At 69.8% G+C, this 23,798-nt stretch carries 21 protein-coding genes and 6 pseudogenes; 15 read left to right on the forward strand and 12 right to left on the reverse strand.

Features of this window, described 5'->3' with window-relative positions; genetic code table 11:
• The first annotated feature begins 70 nt into the window (after positions 1 to 70).
• Together P3102_RS12385 and P3102_RS12390 are read left to right on the forward strand one after the other, a co-directional pair.
• The gene (locus P3102_RS12385; protein ID WP_276369091.1) at positions 71 to 2,845 is read left to right on the forward strand and encodes a DEAD/DEAH box helicase; all 2,775 of its coding nucleotides are present in this window, start codon (positions 71 to 73) and stop codon (positions 2,843 to 2,845) included.
• Entirely contained in the window at positions 2,845 to 4,029 is a 1,185-nt protein-coding gene (locus tag P3102_RS12390; RefSeq protein ID WP_276369092.1) for an SWIM zinc finger family protein, read from the forward strand. Before P3102_RS12385 ends, P3102_RS12390 begins: the two co-directional genes overlap by 1 nt.
• A 147-nt stretch (positions 4,030 to 4,176) precedes the next feature.
• On the opposite strand, the gene P3102_RS12395 is transcribed toward P3102_RS12390, so the two are convergent.
• Positions 4,177 to 5,421, reverse strand: coding sequence for an alpha/beta hydrolase (locus tag P3102_RS12395; RefSeq protein ID WP_276369093.1), 1,245 nt, complete (start codon positions 5,419 to 5,421; stop codon positions 4,177 to 4,179).
• Positions 5,422 to 5,729: 308 nt separating this feature from the next.
• Here P3102_RS12395 and P3102_RS12400 point away from each other — a divergent pair.
• The 3 genes and pseudogenes from P3102_RS12400 to P3102_RS12410 all read left to right on the forward strand — a co-directional run.
• Positions 5,730 to 5,915: pseudogene (locus tag P3102_RS12400) on the forward strand (acyl-CoA dehydrogenase); the annotation flags it as partial.
• Positions 5,916 to 5,917: 2 nt separating this feature from the next.
• Positions 5,918 to 6,462, forward strand: a pseudogene (locus P3102_RS12405) (lipid-transfer protein); the annotation flags it as partial.
• Positions 6,463 to 6,536: 74 nt separating this feature from the next.
• A complete protein-coding gene (locus P3102_RS12410; RefSeq protein WP_276369094.1) occupies positions 6,537 to 7,100 on the forward strand; it encodes a DUF5134 domain-containing protein in 564 nt (187 codons plus the stop codon).
• Between the two features lie 15 nt (positions 7,101 to 7,115).
• Here P3102_RS12410 and P3102_RS12415 read toward each other — a convergent pair whose 3' ends face one another.
• From P3102_RS12415 to P3102_RS12425, 3 genes and pseudogenes are all read right to left on the reverse strand, one after another.
• Positions 7,116 to 7,574, reverse strand: coding sequence for a riboflavin kinase (locus tag P3102_RS12415; RefSeq protein WP_276369095.1), 459 nt, complete (start codon positions 7,572 to 7,574; stop codon positions 7,116 to 7,118).
• A 99-nt stretch (positions 7,575 to 7,673) separates the two neighbouring features.
• On the reverse strand, positions 7,674 to 8,423 hold the full coding sequence (locus P3102_RS12420) for a methyltransferase domain-containing protein (protein WP_276371125.1): 750 nt from the start codon (positions 8,421 to 8,423) through the stop codon (positions 7,674 to 7,676).
• A 52-nt stretch (positions 8,424 to 8,475) separates the two neighbouring features.
• Positions 8,476 to 9,338 (reverse strand): annotated as a pseudogene (locus P3102_RS12425) (MaoC/PaaZ C-terminal domain-containing protein).
• A 209-nt stretch (positions 9,339 to 9,547) separates the two neighbouring features.
• On the opposite strand from P3102_RS12425, the pseudogene P3102_RS12430 reads away from it, so the two are divergent.
• A pseudogene (locus P3102_RS12430) lies at positions 9,548 to 9,841 on the forward strand (flavin reductase family protein); the annotation flags it as partial.
• Here P3102_RS12430 and P3102_RS12435 read toward each other — a convergent pair.
• Complete coding sequence (locus P3102_RS12435; protein WP_276369096.1) at positions 9,807 to 10,838, reverse strand: acyl-CoA desaturase; 1,032 nt, start codon at positions 10,836 to 10,838, stop codon at positions 9,807 to 9,809. The pseudogene P3102_RS12430 and the gene P3102_RS12435 sit on opposite strands and share 35 nt — an antisense overlap.
• A 291-nt stretch (positions 10,839 to 11,129) precedes the next feature.
• Here P3102_RS12435 and P3102_RS12440 point away from each other — a divergent pair, with 291 nt between their 5' ends.
• The 5 genes and pseudogenes from P3102_RS12440 (at position 11,130) to P3102_RS12460 (ending at position 15,079) form a co-directional block, all read left to right on the forward strand.
• Entirely contained in the window at positions 11,130 to 11,810 is a 681-nt protein-coding gene (locus P3102_RS12440) for a HEAT repeat domain-containing protein (RefSeq protein WP_276369097.1), read from the forward strand.
• Positions 11,811 to 12,818 (forward strand): MerR family transcriptional regulator, encoded by a 1,008-nt coding sequence (locus P3102_RS12445; RefSeq protein ID WP_276369098.1) that lies wholly within the window; start codon positions 11,811 to 11,813, stop codon positions 12,816 to 12,818.
• Between the two features lie 254 nt (positions 12,819 to 13,072).
• Positions 13,073 to 13,327: pseudogene (locus P3102_RS12450) on the forward strand (hypothetical protein); the annotation flags it as partial.
• Entirely contained in the window at positions 13,320 to 13,937 is a 618-nt protein-coding gene (locus P3102_RS12455; protein WP_276369099.1) for a TetR/AcrR family transcriptional regulator, read from the forward strand. The pseudogene P3102_RS12450 and the gene P3102_RS12455, both read left to right, overlap by 8 nt.
• Positions 13,930 to 15,079 (forward strand): annotated as a pseudogene (locus P3102_RS12460) (acetyl-CoA C-acetyltransferase). The gene P3102_RS12455 and the pseudogene P3102_RS12460 overlap by 8 nt, the downstream one beginning before the upstream one ends.
• Here P3102_RS12460 and P3102_RS12465 read toward each other — a convergent pair.
• Positions 15,063 to 16,205 carry an MFS transporter gene (locus tag P3102_RS12465; RefSeq protein ID WP_276369100.1) on the reverse strand — a complete coding sequence of 381 codons (1,143 nt, stop codon included), beginning with the start codon at positions 16,203 to 16,205 and terminating at the stop codon, positions 15,063 to 15,065. The pseudogene P3102_RS12460 and the gene P3102_RS12465 overlap by 17 nt on opposite strands.
• A gap of 68 nt (positions 16,206 to 16,273) precedes the next feature.
• On the opposite strand from P3102_RS12465, the gene P3102_RS12470 reads away from it, so the two are divergent.
• Positions 16,274 to 16,726 (forward strand): helix-turn-helix domain-containing protein, encoded by a 453-nt coding sequence (locus P3102_RS12470; RefSeq protein WP_276369101.1) that lies wholly within the window; start codon positions 16,274 to 16,276, stop codon positions 16,724 to 16,726.
• Between the two features lie 226 nt (positions 16,727 to 16,952).
• Here the strand turns inward: P3102_RS12470 and P3102_RS12475 are convergent, their stop codons facing one another.
• From P3102_RS12475 to P3102_RS12495, 5 genes are read right to left on the reverse strand one after another with little or no spacing between them, the layout of a single operon-like run.
• On the reverse strand, positions 16,953 to 18,275 hold the full coding sequence (locus P3102_RS12475) for an NAD(P)/FAD-dependent oxidoreductase (protein ID WP_276369102.1): 1,323 nt from the start codon (positions 18,273 to 18,275) through the stop codon (positions 16,953 to 16,955).
• Positions 18,268 to 18,504: a ferredoxin gene (locus P3102_RS12480; RefSeq protein ID WP_276369103.1), complete on the reverse strand. Its 237-nt coding sequence runs from the start codon at positions 18,502 to 18,504 to the stop codon at positions 18,268 to 18,270. Before P3102_RS12480 ends, P3102_RS12475 begins: the two co-directional genes overlap by 8 nt.
• A 19-nt stretch (positions 18,505 to 18,523) precedes the next feature.
• Entirely contained in the window at positions 18,524 to 19,129 is a 606-nt protein-coding gene (locus P3102_RS12485) for a ferric reductase-like transmembrane domain-containing protein (protein ID WP_276369104.1), read from the reverse strand.
• Complete coding sequence (locus tag P3102_RS12490; protein WP_276369106.1) at positions 19,122 to 19,901, reverse strand: DUF4142 domain-containing protein; 780 nt, start codon at positions 19,899 to 19,901, stop codon at positions 19,122 to 19,124. Before P3102_RS12490 ends, P3102_RS12485 begins: the two co-directional genes overlap by 8 nt.
• Positions 19,885 to 20,445 carry a hypothetical protein gene (locus P3102_RS12495; RefSeq protein WP_276369107.1) on the reverse strand — a complete coding sequence of 187 codons (561 nt, stop codon included), beginning with the start codon at positions 20,443 to 20,445 and terminating at the stop codon, positions 19,885 to 19,887. Before P3102_RS12495 ends, P3102_RS12490 begins: the two co-directional genes overlap by 17 nt.
• Positions 20,446 to 20,715: 270 nt before the next feature.
• Between P3102_RS12495 and P3102_RS12500 the strand changes: the two genes are divergently transcribed.
• The 3 genes from P3102_RS12500 (at position 20,716) to P3102_RS12510 (ending at position 22,850) form a co-directional block, all read left to right on the forward strand.
• The gene (locus P3102_RS12500) at positions 20,716 to 21,267 is read left to right on the forward strand and encodes a sigma-70 family RNA polymerase sigma factor (RefSeq protein WP_034317190.1); all 552 of its coding nucleotides are present in this window, start codon (positions 20,716 to 20,718) and stop codon (positions 21,265 to 21,267) included.
• Entirely contained in the window at positions 21,264 to 22,019 is a 756-nt protein-coding gene (locus tag P3102_RS12505; RefSeq protein ID WP_276369112.1) for a zf-HC2 domain-containing protein, read from the forward strand. Before P3102_RS12500 ends, P3102_RS12505 begins: the two co-directional genes overlap by 4 nt.
• Positions 22,020 to 22,292: 273 nt before the next feature.
• On the forward strand, positions 22,293 to 22,850 hold the full coding sequence (locus P3102_RS12510; RefSeq protein WP_276369114.1) for a sugar O-acetyltransferase: 558 nt from the start codon (positions 22,293 to 22,295) through the stop codon (positions 22,848 to 22,850).
• Positions 22,851 to 22,976: 126 nt separating this feature from the next.
• Here P3102_RS12510 and P3102_RS12515 read toward each other — a convergent pair whose 3' ends face one another.
• Positions 22,977 to 23,768 carry an alpha/beta hydrolase gene (locus P3102_RS12515; protein WP_276369116.1) on the reverse strand — a complete coding sequence of 264 codons (792 nt, stop codon included), beginning with the start codon at positions 23,766 to 23,768 and terminating at the stop codon, positions 22,977 to 22,979.
• Positions 23,769 to 23,798 lie beyond the last annotated feature (30 nt).

The following is a 23,798-nucleotide window of genomic DNA, read 5'->3' on the forward strand; positions in this document are numbered from 1 at the left end:
TGGCAAAATTCGCCAGGAAAGGACCTTTCCTGGCACCGCCGCCCGACACGTGTCGGTCCCGTGCTCTACCGTGCGGGTCGTGGAGTTCGGCACAGGAACCCAAGCCACCTTCGTCCCCTCGGATCCCCCGCGGGACGGCGTGCTGGCGCTCTGGGGAGACGGCGTAGCGGGTGACACCGCGATCGAACTCGTGCTTCCGGCGGGCAAGGAGAACAAGGTCTTCCGGCGCACGAAGGTCGACGCGGCACTCGTGCCGTTGTCACGCGCGATTCCGCGGCTGTTGACCGCCGAGGGCGACGTGAGCCCGGCCATCGCCGCGTGGTCGGCCGTCGCCGAGGCGGGGGTGAACCTCATCGCCCGCGGGAGGCTGTTGCCCGCGGCCTCACCCGGCGGGGTGGACTCGTGGCGGATCGGCCCGCTCGACGTCGCCGACGAGGAGATGTTGCGCGGGCTCGCCGCCGCGCTGCCGCCCGAGGCGCACGCGCTGCCGTTGTCCGGGGTGAAACGGATCCGGTTGCATTCGCCGGAGTCGTTGATCCGCGCGCTCTGGGACGCCACGGCGGATGTGCTGGTCCGCACGCCCGCCGCGAAGGTCGCGGCGGGCGGGCCCGCGTTCGCCTCGGCCGAGCCGACGCTGGTCGGTCCGGACGGTGCCGCGTGGCTCGCGGAGCTGAGTGCCCGCCAGGCACAGGGCGCGCATCTCGTCCTGCGCATGGAGGTGCACGAGCCCGAGAGCCCGGAAGAAGAGCCCACGTTCGCCGCCGTCCTCGCCGTGCGGAGCGCCGCGGATCCGAGCCTGATCGTCGAAGCGGCGACACTCTGGGACGCGCCCGAAGCGGTGCTGGAACGGATGGGTGAGCAGGTCGAGACGCAGTTGCTGCTCGGTCTCCGGCGAGGTGCCAGGGCGTGGGCACCGCTCGGCCGCATGCTCCGGTCGGCCGCGCCGACCGGGCTCGTGCTGGAGTACGACGAGGTCGCCGACCTGCTGACCCACGGGGACGCGGCGCTGGGTGGCGCCGGCATCGAGGTGCAGTGGCCGAAGGACCTTTTCGCGAGCGAGCTCAAGGCGAAGGCGAGCGCGACCCAGGCCCCGGGCAGTGTCACCGGGCCCGAGTTCACGCTCAAGAGCCTCCTTCAATTCCGCTGGCGGCTGAGCCTCGGCGGCGAGGACCTCACCGACGCCGAGGTCACCGCGCTCGCGGAGGCGAAACGGCCCTTGGTGCGGCTGCGGGGCAAATGGGTCAAGGTCGACGCACGCCTGATCGCGAAGGTGCGTGCCCATCGCGCGAAGAAGCTGTCCGGGGCCGAGGCGCTGGCCGCGGCGCTCACCGGCGAACTGGAACTGGACGGCGAGAAGGTCGAGTTCACCGCCCCGTCGGCGCTGACCGGGCTGCTCCAGCGCATCCGTGACAGCGCCGCGGAACCGATCGAGCAGCCCGCGGAACTGCGGGCCACCCTGCGGCCGTACCAGAAGGCAGGCCTGGCGTGGCTGTCGACGATGACCGGGCTCGGTCTCGGCGCCTGCCTGGCCGACGACATGGGGCTGGGCAAGACGATCCAGCTCATCTCCCTGCATTTGCACCGCCGCCCGCGCGGGGAAGGCCCCACGCTCGTCCTGTGCCCGACGTCGTTGCTGGGCAACTGGGAACGCGAGTTCGCCCAGTTCGCGCCGGACATCCCGGTGCGCCGGTTCCACGGCGGCGGACGGCATCTCGACGAGGTCGCGCCGGACGAGGTCGTGCTCGCCACGTACGGCGTGCTCCGCCGGGACCGCCGGACACTGTCCGAAGTGGATTGGGGAATGATCGCCGCCGACGAGGCGCAACACGTCAAGAACCCGCTTTCGGTCACCGCCAAGGAGTTGCGGAAGATCCCGGCCGCCGCGAAGGTCGCGCTGACCGGGACACCGATGGAGAACCGGCTCACCGAGCTATGGTCCATCATGGACTGGACGACGCCGGGGCTGCTCGGCTCGCTCGACGGGTTCCGCCGCAAGGTCGCCCGCCCGATCGAACGCGACCGGGACGTCGCCGCCACCGAACGGCTCGCCACCACTGTCCGGCCGTTCCTGTTGCGCCGCAAGAAGACCGACCCGGACATCGCGCCCGAACTGCCGCGCAAGACCGAGACCGACCGGTTCGTCCCGCTCACCGCCGAGCAGACGACGCTGTACGAGGCCGTGGTCCGGGAGAACCTCGCGATGATCCGCGAGCTGGACGGGGTGGCCCGGCGCGGACAGGTGCTCAAGCTGCTCACCGAGCTCAAGCAGATCTGCAATCATCCGGCGCAGTACCTCAAGGAAGCCGGGGTACTGCACGGCCGGTCCGGCAAGCTCGCCGCGTTCGAGGAGCTGCTCGACGTCGTCCTCGACGAGGGCGACAGCGTGCTCGTGTTCAGCCAGTACGTCCAGTTGTGCCGCCTGCTGGAGAAACGCCTCGCCGAACGCGGGCTGCCGACGATGTTGCTGTCCGGGTCGAGCACGCCCCAGGTCCGGGAGGACATGGTCGCCCGGTTCCAGGCGGGCGAAGTACCGGTGTTCCTGTTGTCGCTCAAGGCCGGCGGCGTGGGGCTCAACCTGACCAAGGCGACCCATGTCATCCACTACGACCGCTGGTGGAATCCGGCGGTCGAAGACCAGGCCACCGACCGCGCGTACCGGATCGGGCAGGACCGGCCGGTCCAGGTGCACCGGCTGATCGCCGAAGGCACGCTCGAGGAGCGCATCGCCAAGGTGCTGGAGACCAAACGCGGGCTGGCGGACGCGGTCATCGGCGCGGGTGAGGACTGGATCACCGAACTGTCCGACGACGAACTCGCCGACCTCGTTCGGCTCGGTAAGCCCTGATGCCCGGCGCGACCGGGCGGAAACGGCGCACCTTCGGCAACACGTGGTGGGGCGAGGCGTGGGTCGAGGCCTTGGAGGAGCGCGCCAAGCTCGATCCGAACCGGCTGCCGCGCGGGCGTACGTACGCGCGCAAAGACACGGTCAGCAAGCTCTCGGTCGGCGCGGGCGAGGTGACCGCGTGGGTGCAGGGCAGCCGGGCGGTGCCGTACCGGGTGACCATCCACATGCGGGCGTTCACCGAGGCGCAGTGGGAGAGCCTGCTCCGTATGGTCGGTTCCCGGCTCGGGCACGTCGCGGCCCTCCTCGACGGCGAACTGCCCGGCGAGCTGGCCGAGGACGCGCGGTCCGCCGGCGCGGACCTGCTCCCCGGCCCCGGCGATCTGCGCCCGAAGTGCTCCTGCCCCGACAGCGCGAACCCGTGCAAGCACGTGGCCGCGGTGTACTACCTGGTCGCGGACGAGGTCGACGCCGATCCGTTCGTGCTGTTCCTGCTCAGAGGCAGGCCGAGGGAGGCCGTGCTCGCGGAACTGCGGGCACGCCGTGCGCCCGCGAGCGAACCGGGTACACGGGTCCGCGCCCCCGCCGCGCCCGGGGTGGATCCGAAACGTGCCTATACCCGGCGGGTCGCCGCGCTGCCGCCACGCCCGGCCGTTCCGGGCACGGTGGGACCGCCCGCGGTCCTCGACCTCGACCCGCCGCACCGCACGGGCTGGAGCGGCGACATGTTCGTCGAACTGGCGGCCGACGCCGCCGCGCGCGCCTGGGAACTGCTGGTGATGGGGCCGGAGCGGGAAACGGAGCTGTCGTTCGAGGAAGACCTCGCCCGGCGCGCGGCGGCCGGCGATCCCTCCGTGGTCGCCGAACTCGCCGAGGCCGCGGGAGTCCCGGTGCGGGATCTGGCCGTCTGGGCGCAGGCTTGGCGCGAGGCGGGCCGGGGCGGGATGGCGGTGGTGCGGGAACCCTGGCGGCCGGGACAGGGGCCGCTCGCGCAGGCCAGAGCGGACCTCGCCGAATCGGGGTTGCCGGGGACACCGAAGATCTGGCGGAACCGGATCACCCAGGGCGACTTGCAGTTGCGCTACGGCCGTGACGAACGGTGGTACCGCTTCGTGCGTGACGGCGAGGGCTGGCGAGTCGACGGCCCGGCGTCAGCCCGCCCGACCGACGTGATCTACCCACCCTGACCGCGACCCACTCGCTCGGCCCGATCACGAACCTCGCGGGCCGATGGCTCCCACATCAGACGCAGCGAAGGGAGCCATCATTCCGCCGCCGGTATGCCTCCGGATACGACACGTTCGCCCTTCGGCTCAAAGGACCCGAATCACCGCTCAAGACCCACCACGCTGCCGCCAGGTGCGGTAGCTCCATTCCAGGAACCGCTCCACCCCGCGGACCACGTGCGCGCTGCGGATCGAGGGGAAGACGTCGAAGGCGTGCTGCGCGCCGGAGATCTCCGCGTACGCGACTTCACGCCGGGACTTTTCCCGGAGGCGCCGCACGAACGCGCGGGCCTCGCCCACCGGCACCAGCGAGTCGTGGACACCGTGGATGACGAAGAAGGGGGGCGCGTCCTCGGTGATCCGGTCCAGCGGTGACGCCGCGATGTAGTCGTCGAGGAAGTTCACCGGATCGCGGTCCGCCTCGAAGACGTGCCGCGCGATCAGCGTCTTGAGCCGGGTCTGGCTGGAGCGCTGCCCGCTGGTCGCGGCGAAGTCGTACACGCCGTAGTGCGGGACGCACGCCTGGATGCTCGTGTCGGCCTCGGTGAAGCCGGGCTGCAACGCCGGATCGTTCGCGGTCAGTGCCAGCAGCGCGGCGAGATGCCCGCCCGCGGAACCGCCGGTGACGGCGACGAACGACGGGTCGCCGCCGTAGGACTCGGCGTTGTCCCGGATCCAGGCCAGCGCGCGTTTCACCGCGACGATATGCGCGGGCCAGCGGGCGGCGGGGGAAAGCGGGTAGTTGATCGCGACGCAGACCCAGCCGCGTTCGGCCATGTGCAGCATCAGCGGCAGGCCCTGCCGGTCCTTGTTGCCGAGCACCCACGCGCCGCCGTGTACCTGCAACAGGATCGGTGCGCCGGTGACCGGTTCGCGCGGGGCGTAGACGTCGAGCAGGAACCGCTTCCCGCCGGGCGCGTAGGCGATGTTGCGGGTCCGCCGGACGCCGGGGTCGCGCATCCGGAACGGCATGGCCAGCTGGCCCCACGATGTCGCGAGGTCGGTCGGGCTCGGCGGATGCTCGAGTTCGTCGGTGTAGGCCTCGCCGATGCCTTCGGTCAGCGCGGTCTCGATCTCACCGCGGGCCCGCCGGGACTGCGCGATCAGCGTGCCGAGCCCGGCCGCGGACGCCGCCGCGAGGGCGAGTCCGGCCTTGCTCGATCCGGCCCGGTGCCGGGCGGCCTGCGCCGCCGCGTCGGCCGCGGTGAGCGCGAGCAGATGCGGGGCGAGTTCCCCGGTGAGCCAGCCCGCGAAGAACGCCGGAACCGCCGTCCGGGCGCCACGCGGTGGCTTCAGCGCGTTCGCGGTGAGCGCGAGCTGGAGGGCCTGACGGACGACGAAACTCGAGTGCATGGGCACCGATCCTACCGCCGGGTACCGGCCTAGAACCGGTTACAAAGTTCACTCGAGCTGATTCTTGTGCGGAGAGTGAGTGGTCAGGACGCGAGTCTTCTCTCCTGGGAGACACCGACCATGCCCGACGAGGACGATTTCGAACGCTCTGCGCCCGCATCGCGGGGCCGTCGGTCCGGTCACGTGTGTCGGCTGTTTCCGACCGGGGAAGGGCCTCCGTTCCCGAGGGGGTTGCCGTCGCACCTCCTTCCGGTTAAGACTAGAACAGGTTTCACTCTTGTACTCGTACGCCCCGGTGAGGAGCCAGGGTGGACTTCCAGTTCGACGAGACGCAGACCGAGATCACCGCGCTGGCCGCGCGCGTACTCGGCAAGGAGCGCGAGCCCGCCGGCACGTGGCGCGCGCTCGCGGACGCCGGTCTGCTCGCGCTGGCGCTGCCCACCGGACTCGGCGTCGCCGAAGTCGCCTTGGTACTGGCCGAACTCGGCCGCGTCGCCTGCATCTGCTGGACTGCTGCCAGGAGAGCGACGGCGAGGTCGCGCTCGTGGTCACCAGCGCCGAGCGGGCGCGCGACCTGCCGCACCGGCCCGCCGTGATCGCGGCGGCCGCGCAGGGCAGCGGCCCGGGCCAGTACGTGATGACCGGCTATTACCGCGACGATCTCCCGGCGCTGCCCGAAATGGGTGTCGTGGGACGGCAGTTGTGGAAGCAGTCCGGGCTGGGGCCCGGCGACATGGACCTCGCCGTGCTGTACGACCATTTCACCCTTATGTCCTTATCCAGCTGGAAGAACTCGGCTTCTGCGGGAAGGGCGAGGCCAAGGACTTCATCGGCGGCACCCTGGGGCTGGACGGGAAACTCCCGCTCGACCCGCACGGGGGACAGCTCGGGGAGGCCTGCCTCCACGGGGTGAACGGCATCGCCGAAGGGGTCCGGCAGCTGCGGGGCGACGCCGTCGACCAGGTCGACGGGGCCTTCCGGGTGCTGGTGACCGCCGGCACCGGCGTACCCACGAGCGGATTGGTCTTGACCGCGGGCTGAGATCACCTCAATGTCCGATGGTGTACTAGAGCGGCACCTGCGACGGTGGAGGGGACCACCGCCCGGGAGGTGCCATGTCCGGAATCGTCGCTTGGACACTCACCGCGGTGTTCGCCGCGCTGGTGCTGCCGTGCCTGCGGAGACTCGTCCGGCTGGACTACGGCACGCAGGGCGCGGCGAACCGCAACGACGACCTGGCCGAACTGCTGCTCGTCGTCGCCATGGTCGCTATGCTGTCCCCGGTCGGCGGCCCGATCCCCGCGGCGGGCTGGCAGGCGGTGCTGGCGCTGACCGCGGGCTGGTTCGCCGTCGCGTGGTGGAAGGGGCGGCGATCCGGGCACGGCGCGTGCGGGCACCACGCCGTCTCCGCCGCCGCGATGCTGTTCATGGTGACGTTCATGCCGCACAGCGAGGTCTCGCACGGGCCGTGGCTGGTGATGTCCGGCCCCGGTGGAGCTTCGGCGCTGTGGCTTTCGCTGGGTTTCGGCGTCGTGTCCGCCTACTTCGCGGTGGACGCGCTGCGGGCCGGCGTTCTGGCGGCGCGGCGGGCCGGAGGTTCCGCCCAGATGTCGCGGCGGGTGTGCCGGGTCATCATGGGCCTCGGCATGGGGTACATGCTGCTGGGCGCCGCCGTCTGACCCGCAAGCAGGTGACTAATTGCGGGTGAGGCGGCGCACGACCCCGGCTTCGGCGCCGCCCGCGTCCGGCAGGTCGTCGGCCGGGTTGCCCGCGGCCCAGTTCGCGGCGTTGGCGATGTCCTTGTCGAGCGCGGCGATCAGAGCCTCGGACGACGGGTACGCTTCCTGCTCGCGGAGGTGGTGGCCCAGCCATACGGTCAGCACCTCGCCGTAGAGGTCGCCGCTGAACTCCAGCAGATGCGCCTCGACGAGCCGGTAGCCGTCCGCGCCGTAGTAGGTCGGCCGCCTGCCGACCGAGACCGCCGCCGCGATCCGGGTGCCGTCGGCACGTTCGGCCCAGCCCGCCCACACTCCGTCGCCGACTTGGCCGTCCTGGTCGCGCAGCGCGATGTTGGCGGTCGGGAAACCCAGTTCCCGGCCCCGCTGATCGCCCTTCTCCACCTGGCCACGGACCACGAAGTACTCCGCCGTCATGCCGCTCCCGTCGCAGTCGTCACGAGAGCCATGAATACCACGCCCCGCACCCGGGGTCGACCGCCGTCCACGCCGCGAGAGTGTCCACTGTGTACTCGATCACGCCGTGACGAGCCGGTAGCCGAGATCCAGTTCCGTCCGGCCGAGCAGGCCGACGTGGTGCCGATGCCAATGTCCGTCGGCGAGGTCGGCACGCAGCCGCTCGACCGCCGTCGCGACGACGTCCTGGTCCAGCAGCGCCACCCCGGACATCCCTGCGCGCACGCGCTCGGACAGGTAGGCCTCCGGCCTGCGCCAATACGCGCCGAGGAACCCGTCGACGCAGTCCGCGGGCACCGGCAGCGGAGTCACCGTGGGGGTCGAGCCCGCCGACCCCAGCTCTTCGACGACCCGGTCGAGACAGGCGAGCCTGCTCTCGTGTTCGGCGATCTCGGGCAGGTAGTTCCGCACCAGCCAGAACCGCGCGAACACCGCCTGATCCCAGGTCACGATCACCTGGCGGCGGGACACGCGCCGCAATTCGGCCAGCCCGGCGGTCACATCCGTCCAGTGGTGCACGGTGAGCACCGCGAGGGCCGCGTCGAAGGCGCCGTCGGGGAAGGGCAGCTCTTCCGCACACGCCCGGACGGCGGGAGCGGCGGCGGCCGGCCGCTGCGCGATCATCCGCCACGACGGCTCGACGGCCACCACGTCGCGGTCTTCCGGCTCGTAGGAACCGGCTCCGGCCCCGACGTTGACCACCGAGCGCGCGTCGCCGAGGGCGGCGGTGACGGCGGCGGCGATGCGGGGATCCGGGCGTCTTGATCGCACGTAGCCCCGGCCGAGTTCGACATACGGGTCCGAGATCAAGGTGCGCACCCGGCCGAGTGTAGCCAGAGCCGCTACCTGCGCGAACGAGGATTCATTCTGTCGTGGTCGAGAAAGTGCCGGAAAGGACGGGTGCCTCGGCCCGATCCGGTGCCGTGGTGGTGATCAGCAGGCGGGCGGGCTCGCGCCAGACGCGGGTCCGCAGCGGTTCGCCGGGGAAGACGACGCCGGCGAACTTGGCCGAGAAAGACGCGACGCGGGAGGCGTCGCCGTCGAGGAACTCGGCGGCGACGGCCTTCGCGACGACACCGTAGGTGCACAGGCCGTGCAGGATCGGTTTGCCGAACCCGGCCGCCGCGGCGAACGCGGGTTCGGCGTGCAGGGGGTTGCGGTCGCCGCAGAGCCGGTAGAGCAGTGCCTGCTGCGGCAACGTCGGCGTGTCGATGACCGCGTCCGGTTCGCGTGCCGGGGGTTCGACGCGATCGGACGGGCCGCGTTCGCCGCCGAAACCCCTTCGCCGCGGGCGAAGATGCTCGACCGTGTTGTCCACAAAGGAGTTCCGTCCGAGTCGACGGCGACCGTCTCGTGCACGATCACGGCCGCCTTGCCCTTGTCGGAGACATCCACGATCCGCGTCCGCGCCACCACCTTGCCCGACGTCGGGATCGGCCGGTGCGTGATCACTTCCTGCTTGCCGTGCAGCACCTTCCCGAGGTCGACCTCGACACCGGGGAACGAGACCGCCGGCGGTTCGAACACCCGCAGGTTCACCGCCACGGTGGCGAACGTCGGCAGCACCTGGAGGCCGTCCTCGTAGGTGTAGCGCAGTTCCCGCGGGCTCGTCGGATCCGCGCCCGCGCCGAGCGCCAGGTGGTAGAGCTGCACATCCGACGCGGTCCAGGCGAAACGCACCTCGCCGAGGTCGGCGCCGATCGCGACGGTGGGGTCGATGGGCACGGGACTCCTACGCTGCCGGTGGTCTGTTCGGTGAGGCGGAACTCGCGGGGCGTGTGTCATCCGGCTCCAGACACGCGTCCCCGCGGCCCGACCGAGGAAACCACCGGCCGCTCCTCTTCGTAGGTGACGGTGACCTCGTCGGTCAGCGGCAGGGACTGGCACGCCAGCACGATGCCCTCGGCGATGCCGTCGCCGTCGAGGATCTCGTTGTCAGCGCCGTGTTCGGCGCACGAGGGGCGGACAAGTTCGCCTCAATCGACTGGACCCCCGCGCCGTCCGGATCCCCTCTGCTGGCGGGGGCGTTGACGTGGATCGACTGCACGCTCGAAGCCGTGCACGAAGCCGGTGACCACCATGCCGTGGTCGGCAGGGTCACCGCGCTCGGGGAACCGTCGGACGATCGCCCGCTGCTGTTTCATCGTGGGCGGTACACGGTGACCGAGCCGGTGCCGGACGCACTCGCGGCGCTCATGCCCTGGCCGCGTCCGGACGACCGGCTCTGATCGGCTCACCGGCTTCGTGCAGGCTGCGCAACGCGAGCGAGTACGACTCGATCAGCCCCGTCTCGTGGTACGGGACGCCGATTTCCGCGCAGTATCCCTGGACGATGGGCCGGACGCGGCGAAGATGCGGTGACGGCATGCTCGGGAACAGATGGTGCTCGATCTGGTAGTTGAGCCCACCGAGCGCGACGTCGACGACCCTGCCGCCACGGACGTTGCGTGACGTGAGCACCTGCTTGCGCAGGAAGTCGAGTTCGGTGTCCCCGGACAGGATCGGCATCCCCTTGTGGTTGGGCGCGAAGATCGATCCCATGTAGACACCCCACAGTGCTTTGTGGACGATGAAGAAGACGAGCGCCTTGCCGGGGGAGAGGACCACGAGCAGCGCGCTGAAGTAGAGCGCGAAATGCGTCAGCAGCAGGACCGCTTCGAGCCCGCGCCGCCGGAGCCCCGGCTTCGCGACCGCGCGGATACCGGAGAAGTGCAGGTTCAGGCCTTCGAGGGTGAGCAGCGGGAAGAACAGGAACGCCTGGTAGCGGCCGATGAACCGGGGGAGACCCTTGCTGGCCCGCGCCTGGTCCTTCGACCACACGAGAATGTCCGGATCGACGTCGGGGTCGAGGTCTTCGTGGTTCGGGTTCGCGTGGTGACGGGTGTGCTTGTCCATCCACCAGCCGTAGCTCATGCCGACGCCGAGGTTGCCCGCGATCCGGCCGGCGATCTCGCTCGGACGGCGGGTGCGGAACACCTGACGGTGCGCGAGATCGTGCGACAGCAACGCGATCTGGCCGAACAGCACCGCCTGGAACACGGCGATCCCCAGCTGCCACCAGGAATCCCCGATCGCGAAGAAGGCGACCCAGCCGCCGGTGAAGAGGGTGGCGACCAGCCCGATGCGGAAGACGTAGTAGCCGGGGCGGCGGTCGAGGAGGCCCGCTTCGCTGACGCGGCGGGACAGACGGGCGAAATCGCTGCCTGTGCGGAGGTTTGCGGTCACGGTGTGAGTCTCGTCGGGAGTGGTGATGGGGTGAATGCGGTGCGCCGGTGGGTTGGTGCGGGGGCTGGCCCTACCCCGTACCTGCTGTTCGGCCTCGATCGCTGGGCGCGTGTTGGCGGAGCTGAGGACGGGCTCGTGAGGTTCGCTCGAGCCGGAAGTCACAGGCCGCCTCAGCCATCAAGATCAACGTCGAGAGGGTGAACTCGCGCTGAGTGAGACACACCGGATCGAGGGATCCGGGTTCGTGTTTGACCTTGACATCGTGACAAGGTCTTCACTGGTGGGCAGGAGGTGATCGTCATCGACACGACACAACGGACTTCACCGGACACGCGGCTGCTGGACGCCTTGAGCGCCGAAAGCTCGTCGACACGGTTCCAGGCGGCACTGGCGGCGGGGACGCGTCCGGACGTCCGGTTCGTCGACGCGCTCATGGCCCGGTGCGCGATCGAGCCGGATTTCTTCGTGCGGGACATGCTGACCTGGGCGTTGACCCGGCTTCCGGCGCGGAGCACGGTTCCGGCGCTCTTGACGGAGCTCGGTTCCGAGGTCCCGCAGGCGCGGAGCCAGGCGTTGCACACGCTGTCCAAGATCGGGGACGGCACCGCGTGGCCCGGGATCACCCGGGCGCTGCTGCACGACGCCGACGACGAGGTCGCGCGGAGCGCGTGGCGTGCCGCCGTCGTCCTCGTCCCCGACGGGGAGCGGAAACGGCTGGCCGTGGACCTGGCCGCGCAGTTCGGCCGCGGCGACCGCAAGGTACGGCTGAGTCTCAGCAGAGCGCTCGTCGCGCTCGGTGACGAGATCGAGCCCGCCCTGCGGACGGGCCTGGCGAGTGCCGACCCCGAGGTGCGCGCGCACGCCCGCGCCACGCAACGGCTCCTGCGCGACCCGGACGCCGGCTTCGACCCGGCCGTTGACGAGGCGAAACGGATCGTCGCGCTCGGCCCGGAACGAGCCGGGGGAGCGTGAATGCTGATCGGTGAGGTGGCGCGCCGCTCGGGGGTGAGCAGCCGGATGCTCCGGCATTACGACTCCCTCGGGCTGGTGCGGCCGACCGGCCGCACCGTCGGCGGCTACCGCGAGTACTCCGACGAGGACATCCGCCGGATCTTCCACGTGGAGGCCCTGCGGTCCCTCGGCTTGTCGCTGCGCCAGATCGGACGTGCCCTGGAGGACCCCGCCTTCGCACCGTCCGCTCTGGTCGGCGACCTCGTCCGGCGGACCGAGGAGCGGCTGAAACGGGAACAGGAGCTACTCGATCGGCTCCGTGCGGTCGACGCCTCGGCGCCGCTCGGCTGGGAGGGTGTCCTGCGCATCGTCGAGCTGCTGCACGGGCTCAACTCACCGCATGCCGCGCGACGCCAGCAGACCGTTCTGGTCCCGGCCGAGGATCTGCCGGTGCCCACCGAACTGCTGGCGGAGGCGGTCCTCGCCGAAGCCGATCCGAACGTCGCCGGTGCCCTGCGATGGGCACTGGCGAGGGCGGACGGAGACGGTCTCGCGAGCCTGGCGGCGGGCGCGCGCTCGGCGAACGCCGACGTCCGGCGGCGCGCGGTCCTGGCGATCGCCGGGATCCCCGGTGACGAGGCGACCGCGGTGTTGACGGAGGCACTCGGCGACGCGGACACGACGGTCCGTGGCCGCGCCGCGCTGGCCGTCGGTTCGCGGGGCGAGACCGCGGCCGTGCCGACCCTCGTTCGCATGGTCGTCGAGGGCACTCTCGACGTCGAGGCGGCCGAGGTCCTCGGAACCCTGGCGAGTGAAGCCGGATGCGCGGACCGGATCCTGAGCGTGCTGGCCGACGAGCTCGCCGCGCCCACCGCGGCCCCCGCGACGCGGATGCGCTTGACCCAAGCCCTCGCGGAGATGCCGCCCGCTCTCACTCGGGACGTCCTGCGGGACCTGGCCGAAGACGAGGATCGCGCCGTCGCTCTCCTCGCGTCGGCACTCAGGGGACTGCTCGGATCTGGTGAGTGAGGTGGCCGGTATCAGGGGGCCCGCATTGACCGAAAGCCGAAGGTGTCGTGGTGGTTCGTTGAGCGTGGTGGATCGAATTCGGATCGCGCCGGGGATTGTTCGCTTCAGGTGTGCCTGTGTTAGCGATGCACATTCCCTGTGATAGCTGGGTTTCGCTGAAATGCGCCGGCTTTTTCGTGCATACGCGAGGCGAACTGGACACCGTCGTTGGTGAGCTCTGTGCCGGCTACCGCCGGAACCCTTCGACATCAAGTTTTTGCGATCCTCGCTCACCTTGGCAACGCGGCAGCACCGAGAACACCAATGGATTGCTGCGCCGGTACCTTCCCCAAGGAACTGACCTGTCCGGCTGTTCACGGGACGAACTCGATGCCATCACAGACGAACTCAACGACTGCCCACAACGGACGGTAGTGCACTCACCGGTTGAAACCACCGTGTTCCTCGGCAATGAGTACTCGTCGTACCTCACCGGCGAGGTCGTGTCCGTGAGTTCCCAGCGTGCGTGAGGTCCAGAGGAAGTCCAGTCCCGGTTCCCGCCGCGCCGAACTGCTCGCCTTGGCGGCGAAGCTGTTCGCCGAGCGCGGCTACGTCTCCACCACCGTGCGGGACATCGCGGACGCCGCCGGGATCCTGTCAGGCAGCCTCTACCACCACTTCGACTCGAAGGAGTCGATGGCCGACGAAATCCTGACGGGTTTCCTGGACGAACTCTTCGGCGCCTACGCCGAGATCGTCGCGGAAGGGAAAGGGCCGAGGGAAACGCTCGAAGCCGTCGTCGTGGCGTCGTTCGAATCCATCCACCGGCGGCCCGCCGAGGTGGCGATCTACCAGTCCGAAGCGAAGCACTTGACGCAGTTGCCGCGGTTCGCCTACCTCACCGACCGCAACACCGAATTCCGCAAGCTGTGGACCGGGATCCTCACCGACGGCATCGCCGCCGCCGTGTTCCGCGAAGACCTCGACGTCGAACTCACCTACCGGTTCGTCCGCGACACCGTCTGGGTGGCGGTGCGCTGGTACAACCCCGGCGGCACGCCGAGCGCGGACGACGTCGCGCGGCAGTACCTCGGGATCCTGCTGGACGGCATCGCGGCCAAGAGGAGGCGCCGTGGGTGAAGCGTATGTGCTGGACGCCGTCCGGATCCCGGTCGGCAGACGCGGGGGAGCCCTGAGCGGTGTCCACCCCGCCGACCTCGGCGCCCACGTCATCCAGGCCGTCGTCGAACGAGCGGATGTCGAGGCCGACCTGGTCGATGACGTCATCCTCGGCTGTTGCGACACACTGCGGCCGCAGTCCGGGAACATCGAGCGGACGGCGTGGCTCGCGGCGGTTTCGGGCACCATGTGCCGGGCGTGACGATCGACCGGCAGTGTGGTTCGAGTCAGCAGGCCGTGCACTTCGTCGCGCAGGCGATGCTGTCCGGGACGATGGATCTCGTGCTCGCCCGCGGCGTGCAGAACATGAGCGCCGTCCCGATCAGCGCGGCGATGCTGGCGGGACGGGAGTACGGCTTCGAAGACCGTTCTCCGGTTCGAAGGGCTGGCAGGAGCGGTACGGCAGCGTGGAAGTCTCGCAGTTCCGCAGCGCCGACATGATCGCCGAACACTGGGAGTTGACCCGCGAAACGATGAAGGAGTACGCCCTCCGCAGTCATCAGCGGGCGATCGCGGCCATCGACGAAGGCCGGTTCGCCGCCGAGATCGCGCCGTTCGCCGGTGCCGCCCTGGACGAGGGACCCAGGCGGGACACCGGTTCGGCCCGGATGGCCGGGCTGAAACCGCTGAGCGAGGGTTCCCGGATCACCGCGGCCGTGGCAGGTCAGATCTCGGACGGTGCCGGCGCGACGCTCATCGCGTCGGAGAAGTTCGTCGAGGAACACGGTCTCACCCCGCGGGCCGGGATCCACCATCTTTCCGTGCGGGCGGCCGATCCGGTGTGGATGCTGACCGGGCCCATCCCGGCGACCGCGCACGCGCCGCGGAAAACCGGACTCAGCATCGAGGACATCGATCTGTTCGAGGTCGACGAGGCGTTCGCGAGCGTCGTCCTGGCGTGGATCGAGGAGACGGGCGCCGATCCGGAGTGCGTCAACGTCGACGGCGGCGGTATCGCACTCGGTCATCCCCTCGGGGCGACCGGCACGAAACTGTTCGCCACCCTGCTGCACGAACTCGAACGGCGAGGCGGGCGCTACGGGCTGCAAACGAGGTGCGAGGGCGGCGGGACGGCGAACGTGACGATCATCGAGCGGCTTTGACGCTCCACACGCCGAGTGCCACCGCGCTGAACGTCGCGCCCAGCAGGCAGACGCCGGTCCAGCCCGCGACGGCGTAGACGGCCGTCGAACCGAGGGCCCCGATGCCGCTGCCGACCGAGTAGAAGATCATGTACCCGCCGATCAGCCTGCTTCCGGCGTCCGGGCGCAACGGGTAGATCAGCGTCTGGCTCGTGACGTGCACGGCCTGGACGGCCAGGTCGAGCAGGATCGCGCCCACCACCAAGGCCCACAGCGACGTGCGGGTGAGACCCAGCGGCACCCATGACAGCAGGAGCAGCCCCAGCGCGAGCCCGGTCGTCCACCGCGCCCGGCCGCGGTCCGCGAGCCGTCCGGCGGGCGCCGCCGCCAGCGCGCCCGCCGCCCCGGCGAGCCCGAAAGCGCCGATGGCGGTGTGCGACAGGCCGTCGTCGCTGAGCGGCAACGCGACCGAACTCCACAAGGTGCCGAACGCGGCGAAGATCAGCAGTGCGAGCGTGCCGCGTGTCCGGAAGACGGGTTCTTCGGCGAAAAGCGACCATGTGGAACGGAGCAGCCGTCCGTAGTTCATGGACCTCGCCGGGGCTGTGGCGGGAAGCACGCGGTACAGCACGATCGCGATCAGTACGGTCACGGCCGCCGACGCGACGTACACCGCGCGCCAGCCAGCGAGGTCGGCCAGCGTGCCGGACACCGTGCGCGCGAGCAGGATCCCGAGGACGACGCCGGTCGTCACGAGACCGACCACGCGTCCGCGTCCGGCGGGCTCGGCCAGCGACGCCGCGAACGCGACCAAGAGTTGCGTGACCACCGCGAGCACCCCGATCGCCGCCATCCCGGCGAGCAGGACCACGCCGTTCGCGGCCGTCGCGGCGACCAGCTCGGCGATCGCGAGCAGCGTCAGCAGCCCGGCGACGAGCCGCCGCCGGTCGAGCAGGTCACCGAGTGGGACCAGCAGGAACAGGCCCAACCCGTAGCCGAACTGGGTGAGCGTGACGATGCCGCCGATGGTCGACGCGGCGATTCCCAGGTCCGTGCCCATGGTGACGAGCAACGGCTGCGCGAAGTAGATCGCGGCGACGGCCGTCCCGGCGGCCACGGCGAACAACAGGACGACCCCGCGATGCACGAACCCTCCAAGTGGTTTCAACTTGCTACCACTCGGACAGTAGGGCATCGCGGTTGTAAGATGCAACCATGGTGAAGCGGACGACGTTCGACGAAGCTTCGTGCCCGGTGGCGCGCTCGGTCGACACGATCGGCGACTGGTGGTCACTCCTGATCGTGCGCGACGCCTTCGACGGCGTCCGCCGCTTCGGCGAGTTCCAGCGCAGCCTGGGCGTCGCGAAGAACATCCTGTCCGCGCGGCTGCGCGCGCTCGTCGGGCACGGGGTGCTCGACGTGGTCCCGGCCTCGGACGGGAGCACCTACAGCGAATACGTGCTGACACCGAAGGGGCGCGACCTGTTCCCGGTGATCGTCGCGCTGCGGCACTGGGGCGAGGCGCATTTCTTCGCCGAGGGGGAACCGCGGTCGGAACTGGTGGATCGCGAAGGCGGACGTCCGTTGCGCGGACTCGAGGTCCGGGCTTCGGACGGGCGTGTCGTCGGGCCGGAGGAGACGGTGGTGGTGAAGGCGGCGTCCTCGTGAGCTCTCCGGCGCTGGAACGCCCCAAGACCCCAAGGCCTTCACAGACCACCTGACACAAGGGGGGCAGCCCGGAGGGCGGGGTTCCGACGGAGCCCGAATCACCGTCGATCCCGGTTCCTCCCGGCGTCCCCAAGGGGGTGGCGGTGGGCGCGGAGGCCCGGCGACCCACCGCCACCTGCGGGACCGCAGCCGCCGCGCGCGGCCCCGGTCCGATCGCGATCCCGGGTCACCCGGCGGGAACGCGAGCCCAGGGCATCCTCTCCGGGGTGGGAACGGCCTCGGTCGGTGTTCCGGACCGGAAGTCCCGCTCGAACGGGGCCAGGATGTCCTCCCCGATAGGCGTTTTCGCCGGCGAAGGAGCAGCGGGGGCGGGGAACACCGGCTCGGGCACCGGCAGCCGCCGGTCGAGCTCGGCGGTCCAGTGGATCATCGCCTTCGGCCGGTCCCAGCCCGCCGCGCCGATGAGCTTTCCGTCGCGGACGAAACCGGTGACCCCGTCGGAGAGTTCGATCGTGTCCTTGCCCAGCGACGGCATCCCGACGGTCTGCAACCGCGCGTCGTACAGCGAAGACCAGGCGCGGGGAAGCGGGGTGTACGGCCGCGCGTTGCCCCGGCCCAGCATCAGGCTTTCCGCCGCCGCGCGGCCGGATTCGACGCCGTTCATCCAGTGCTCCACCCGCCGTGGCGTCTCGTCGATGCGCAGGTTCGGCCATTTCGCGACGTCGCCGGCGACCACGACGTCCTCCGCCCCGACGGCGAACAGGGTCGGTTCGCACAGGACGCCGTCGTCGATGGTCAGCTCCGAGCCGCGCAGCCAGTCCACGGCGGGCACGCTGCCGATCGAGAGCACCACGCAGCTGGCCACCAGGAACTGGTTGTTGGTCAGGTGCAGCCCGACCGTCTCCTTGGTGCTGATCCAGTTCCGCACCTCGGTGTTCATCGCCAGCTTGGCGCGATGACGCTGATGTTCCTTGGTGAGCGCCGTCGCGATCCGCTCCCCGAAGCGGTGCAAAGGCGCCTTCGCGTGACCGATGACGGTGACGTCCCGGCCCAGGTACCGCATCGACGCGGCGAACTCGTTCCCGATCAGGCCGCTGCCGATCACCACGACGGATTTGTTGCTGTTGCCCAACGCCCGCCGCACGGCCAGTGAGTCCTCCACCGTCCGCAGCACCCGGACCCGCGGGTCGTGGCGCGGCGAGCCGGGCAGATGCCGGGGGTGGACGCCGGTCGCGACGATCAGACCGTCGTACCAGAGCGATTCCCCGCCCGGCAGGTGCACCGTGCGCTCCTTCGTGTCGAGCCAGGTCGCGCGGGTGCCGAGCCGCCAGTGGACGTCCAGGTCGAGGTACGGCTCCAGGCTCGCGGCCACCGGTTTCACCCCGCCGGTGATAAGTTCCTTCGACACCATCGGCCGGTGGTACGGCTTGCGCGGCTCGTCACCGACCAGCACGATCTCGCCGTCGAAACCGAGTTCCCGCAACCGTTCCGCGGAGCGGAGACCGGCGACGCCTGCCCCGACGATGACGATCCGATCTCCGTCACTCATCGTCGTAGGCCCCTTCTCCCTTGACTCTGATGGCTTGTTTCGGGCAGAGCCGGGCGGCGGAGACGGCCTGGTCCAGGCCGTCCCGGTCGACCATCCGGCGGATGCGGAGCTTGCCGTCCGGTCCGATCTCGAAGGTGGCGGGCGCTTCCATCGCACAGAAACCGAAGATCTCGCACCGCTCGTTGTCGACGCTGACGCGAGTGCCGCGCCGTACGCTTCCGAAGATCATTTTTCGTTTCTCCAAGTCGTCAGACCAGTTCTTCGACCAGGCCCAGCCGTTCCAGGTACCGGGTGGGGGTGAACCGCAGCGCGGTCAGCACCACCACGGGGACCAGCAGCGTGATCCCGCCGAACCACAAGAGGCCGAGGTGCCCGTTGGCCGTGGCACCGAAGAACGCGTGCAGCGCGGTGATCGCGACCGCCGGATAGGCGAGCCGGTGGATCCACAGAAAGCGCCGGTAGGAGCTGAACCGGCTGATCCCGCCGGTCAGCGCGACGGCGATCATGACCTCGAGCCCGAGGACGCCGAGTTCGTGCCGCGCCAGCGTGCCCGGCAGGAGCGGGACGGTGATCTGCGCGAGCGTGAAGCCGTCGGGCAGGAACAAGAACGACATCGCGTGCACGACGCCGAACGACAGCGTCAGGATGCCGAGCACCATATGCGAGTTGCGCAGCGCCTTCCGTCCGGTCAGCGACTTGATCCAGCCGGTCGCGGTGAACACCCCCCAGCACAGGGTGAGGCACATGAAGCCGTACGAGATCCGGGCGGAGGTCTGCGCCATGCCCTTGATACCGGTGTCGGTGCCCGTTTCCTGGGCCAGGACGAGCACCACCTCGGACCACTGGTCATACATCGAGCCCTCCTGGGGCGCTGGGAACCGGTTCCGGTCCGGCGGCGGCCGCGCGTTCGCGAGTCCGGGTGTTCTTGCCGCGCAGCGCCCGGAGGGCGTAGAACAGCCCGCCGCCGAGCACCACGGCGAGCAGCAGGCCGAGGGCCCACTCGCCGAAGCCGACGTCCATCGCGGCGTTGGCCGGATTCGACTGCGGCACCGGGGCTTCCGGCATCAGCGACTGGTCGACGACGCCGGTGCTCTCCAGCAGGGTCATATGCCGCAGTACCGCCTGGTTCGCCGTGGTGGCGTACCCCCGGACGACGTCGTTGCGGGTGCCGGCCCTGACCTGGGCGATGACGGGGAACAGCACACCGTGCGCGTACCGGAGCCGGTTCGCGAAGATCCGGTCGAATTCGCTGTCGTCGCGGGCGGTCTTCATCTCGCCGAGCCACGCGGACTGCTGGTCCGACGGCTCACGTGGAAGGGCGAGGCCGAACCGGTCGGCGATGGCGTGCGTCGCGGTGTCGAGCCTGCCGTGGTCGATCATCAGCGTGCGGCCGACTTCGCGGGTCCGCTTGCTCTTCCCGCGTTCCTGCGCCCACATCCCGGCGGGCATTTCCCACAGGCCGGCCAGTTTGACGTTGACGATCAGGTTCTTGTCCGCCGCGGAGAGTTCTTGGGCGTGCGCGTCGCCGACAGTGCCGAGCACCGTCGCCGCGGCCGCTGCCGTCACTGCCAGCAGGACGCGCATCACGCGGAAGAACCCGCGAGGGAGGTCAGATGCCGAGGTCATCGGCCTGCCAGGTGTCCGCGGTGAGCAGCACTTTCGTCCCGTCCGGTCTGGCGGGGAACCACGCGTCGTCGACCCCCTGCCCCCCGGTGTTGCCGGGCATCGCGTCGCCGGCGTTGCGGTAGAGCGGCCATCCGGCGAGCGTGAGCTGCCGAGTGCCGTCGTCCCTGGTCACGGTGCCGACGAGAGCGCGATCGAGCCCGGTCACCACGAGGTCGCCGTCCGCTTTGGCGGGAATCCAGGTCCGAGAACAGGCTTCGGTGCACTTCGATCGCGGCGGGTTCACGGAGTCCTTGTCGTAGCGGTAAAGCGTGAAACCGTTGGTGTCGGTGACGGTCGGCCCGAGGTCGAACAGGATCGCCGCGGTGACACCGGGAGCCGCTTCGGCCGCGGGGTCGGGCATTCCCGGGATTTCCGCCGCTCCGGCGGCCGGGGCCGTGCCCGGAGAGCCGTTCGGTCCCGCGGTACCGGTGGTGCAGGCCGCGGTCAGGGTGAGCGCGGCCAAGGAGAGGGTCAGAGGTACGACCGAGCGTGACACGGGGTTCACGGAAATCCTCCTGTCGGGGCAGAGGAGAACGCCATCACCGCGGGGAGATGGTGTGCAGGCAGGGTGAATTCCACTGTGGACTCGAGAGGGACACTCAAGATCCACAGTGGATTTCGGCGGTGCGGGGGACAGCGCCGGGTCGGGGGTCTTCGGTAGGGGATACGGTCACGAGACGGGAACGGTTCAAAAAAGTTTCCCGCGCTCGGAGAACGGGGCCGGAACGGTTTTGGTACTGGACTTATCGCCCTCGCGCACACAAAGATGTGCCGCGTGGGACGCCACTCTCGGATACTGCAGCCAATTGTCGATCATGAACCCGCGTCGAACGGGCATGACGACCTCATCCGGGCGTTGTACCAGGAGTTCGGATCGAGCCTGATGGCGTTCGTGCTGAAGCTGACCGGCCACGATCGCCAGTGGGCCGAGGACGTGGTCCAGGAAACGCTCATCAAGGCGTGGCGCAACGCCGGCAAACTCGACCGGCAGCCGGAAATGCTGCGTGCCTGGCTCTTCACCGTGGCCAGACGCATCGTCATCGACGGCTGGCGGAGCCGGAGCGCCCGCCCTCAAGAGGTGGAGGAACTGGAGTCGGATTCGATCGGAGTACCGGACGAATCGGAGAAGACGCTCGCGGCCATGATCGTTTACGAGGCCCTGCGCAATCTTTCCCCGGAACAACGTGAAGCCGTCCAGCAGACCTACTTGCGTGACCGCACCGTGAACGAGGTGGCGGCGACGCTGGGGGTTCCGCCGGGTACGGTGAAATCGCGGATCCACCACGCCGTGCGTGCGTTGCGCAGGGCGCTGCAGGAGCGGGGGTGAGCGAGGTGCCCGGAACCGTCCACACGGACATCGCCGCCTACGTGCTCGGCGTTCTCGGCGAGGAGGATCACGCGCGGTTCGAGGCGCATCTGCTGGAGTGCCCCGAGTGCCAGGTCGAGCTGGTGGAGATGTACCACCTGCCCGACATCCTGGACATGGTCAAGAAGAGCTGGCCGGATCCGCCCGTGAAGGGCCCGGGGCCGCGGGTGCTGCGGATGTTGCTCGCGGACGCCGCCAAGGCGGGGCGGCGGCGCAGGGTCATCCGGCTCGCGACCGCCGCCGCCGTCCTCGTGCTCGTCGTCGGCGGCCCGCTCACCGTGCTGTCGCTCACCGACCGCGAGCCGGTCGTCACGCAGGCCGCGCCCACCGTCGTCACGTCGGTGGTGCCTGCCCCGTCCTCGTCCCGGGAACGGGACACGGGCCCGGATGGCGGCGCCGCCCCGTTCGGCTGGTCCGAAGCGGGCAACGCGGTCGCCGCCGAAGTCACGGTGCAGGAGAAGGAATGGGGCAGCGCCGTCGAACTCGAACTGCGCGGACTCGTCGGCCCGATGATCTGCCAGCTCTTCGCCTACTCACACGGCGGAGAGGCGTACGTAGTCAACAACTGGAGCGTTCCGTCCAAGGGATACGGCGTTCCCGGTTCCCCGGACCCCCTCGTCATCACCGGTGCGACGGCGTTGCAGAAGGCCGACATCGAACGCTTCGAGGTGCACAAGCAGGACGGCACCGTACTGGCCACCGTGCGCCGCTAGTCCTACAACGGCGAGATCGCTTTTTGAACCGTCTCCCGAGCGGAACCGTATTCACGACAAAGGCGCGGCCCATACCTGGGCGTGAGTGGTTCGTGTGCCCGGAAACGTGCTGAGGTGAGCAAGCAGGAATCTGCGAAGAGAAAGAAAGATACTCCGGCCCGGCGGGTCCCCCACACCTCACCCGCCCGCCGGGCCGGTCCTGCCAGGAAACCGATCGACACGACTGAAGAACGCTCCGCAAGTGTTCACCCGCCCTGTCGGTAGGTTGGCGGTATGGGTGAGCAAAAGGACCGCATGCTACGCGGTGAGTTGTACCGGGACAACGATCCTGAGCTGGTCTCGGACCGCGGGCGCGCACAGGCGCTCGTCGACCGGTTCAACGGCACGGGCGCCGAAGAGACCGCTGAGCGGGACACGATTCTGCGTGAGCTGCTGGGCGAATTCGGCGAAGGTTCGTGGATCATGCCGCGGTTCCAGTGCGACTACGGCTATCTGATCGAGATCGGCGCCAACAGTTTCCTCAACTACGACGCCATCCTGCTCGATTGCGCGCCGATCAAGATCGGTTCCGACTGCTCGATCGGCCCGCGCTGCCAACTGCTGACCGCGCTGCATCCGATGGAGGACCACGAACTGCGGCGAGCTCGCTGGGAATCGGCCGCGCCGATCACCATCGGGGACAACGTCTGGTTCGGCGGCGGCGTCATCGTCTGCGCCGGGGTCACCGTCGGCGACGACACGGTGGTGGGCGCGGGAAGTGTGGTCACCCGTGACCTGCCGTCGACGGTGTTCGCCGCGGGCAACCCGGCCCGCGTCATCCGTGAGCTGTGAGGGTCACCTGTCCACCGGCGCTCAGGCGTGTCGTACCCCCGCGACAGAGAACCACGGCGGCGGCCTAGCGGGCACTGGGGTCCTGATGTCTATTGTGGACTGTCAAAGCCACGTCAGGCTCCGGAGTCAGGCCTCGAGCAGGCCCCGCAGCGCTTCGGTGAACTGGGCCGGGTTCCGTTGCGGCGCGAGATGCGCCCCTGGCATCTCGACGAACGGGAGGCCCAGTTCGAGCGCGAGGATCTTCGCGGGCTGGTAGTGGTAGTGCCCCCGGCTGCCGACGCCCGCGACCGGGACGATCTCGGTCCGCGTCTTCCGCAGCGCCCGCAGGTCGGGCAGATAGTCGAGGATCTCGGCCAGTTCGCGGCCGAAGAGCCGTTTCCAGTCCTCCTCGTTCGGCAGCCGGATCGCGCGCAGTTCGGGCAGCGCGGCGCCGGCGATGCCGTCGGTGAAGCGTTTGAACGCCCCCATCAGGTCGCCCGCCTGCGCGAGCCGGACCTGCGCGTTGGCCTCGTCGAGCCAGCCGAGCGCGTCCGGCAGCAGCTGGATGGCCGGCGGTTCGTGTGCGACCAGCACCGTCGCCGCGTCCGGGTAACGGGCCACGAGGTCGAGGCCGATCATGGCGCCCGCACTGGTCCCGAACACGCTGGCGGGCGCGCCGCCGACGTGCTGAAGGACCGCGTGGGCGTCGTCGGCCTGCTTCGGCACGCTGACCGGGCCGGTGCTGGTGTCCGTGCTGCGGAAGTGACCACGCCGGTCGTAGGTGACGACGGTGTAGTCGTCCGCGAGCAGCTTCGTCATCGCCCGGAAGGTGTCCGCCGAGCCCAGCCCACCGGCGATCAGGAGCAGAAGCGGCCCTTCGCCGGTGCTGCGGACGTACAGCTCACCGTCCTCGACCGGACAACGACTCTCCGAGATCATGGCCGAAGTCAAGCACAGCGGGTCCGGCCC

This window comes from Amycolatopsis sp. QT-25, from assembly GCF_029369745.1.
GTDB lineage: Bacteria > Actinomycetota > Actinomycetes > Mycobacteriales > Pseudonocardiaceae > Amycolatopsis.

Bases quoted from the DNA above. Each gene is read 5' to 3' on its own strand.
- P3102_RS12475 (WP_276369102.1), bottom strand. From the start codon at position 18,275: ATGAGTGACGGAGATCGGATCGTCATCGTCGGGGCAGGCGTCGCCGGT.
- P3102_RS12410 (WP_276369094.1), top strand. From the start codon at position 6,537: ATGTCCGGAATCGTCGCTTGGACACTCACCGCGGTGTTCGCCGCGCTG.
- P3102_RS12445 (WP_276369098.1), top strand. From the start codon at position 11,811: ATGCTGATCGGTGAGGTGGCGCGCCGCTCGGGGGTGAGCAGCCGGATG.
- P3102_RS12490 (WP_276369106.1), bottom strand. From the start codon at position 19,901: ATGACCTCGGCATCTGACCTCCCTCGCGGGTTCTTCCGCGTGATGCGC.
- P3102_RS12470 (WP_276369101.1), top strand. From the start codon at position 16,274: ATGGTGAAGCGGACGACGTTCGACGAAGCTTCGTGCCCGGTGGCGCGC.
- P3102_RS12390 (WP_276369092.1), top strand. From the start codon at position 2,845: ATGCCCGGCGCGACCGGGCGGAAACGGCGCACCTTCGGCAACACGTGG.
- P3102_RS12415 (WP_276369095.1), bottom strand. From the start codon at position 7,574: ATGACGGCGGAGTACTTCGTGGTCCGTGGCCAGGTGGAGAAGGGCGAT.
- P3102_RS12395 (WP_276369093.1), bottom strand. From the start codon at position 5,421: ATGCACTCGAGTTTCGTCGTCCGTCAGGCCCTCCAGCTCGCGCTCACC.
- P3102_RS12515 (WP_276369116.1), bottom strand. From the start codon at position 23,768: ATGATCTCGGAGAGTCGTTGTCCGGTCGAGGACGGTGAGCTGTACGTC.
- P3102_RS12510 (WP_276369114.1), top strand. From the start codon at position 22,293: ATGGGTGAGCAAAAGGACCGCATGCTACGCGGTGAGTTGTACCGGGAC.
- P3102_RS12485 (WP_276369104.1), bottom strand. From the start codon at position 19,129: ATGTATGACCAGTGGTCCGAGGTGGTGCTCGTCCTGGCCCAGGAAACG.
- P3102_RS12480 (WP_276369103.1), bottom strand. From the start codon at position 18,504: ATGATCTTCGGAAGCGTACGGCGCGGCACTCGCGTCAGCGTCGACAAC.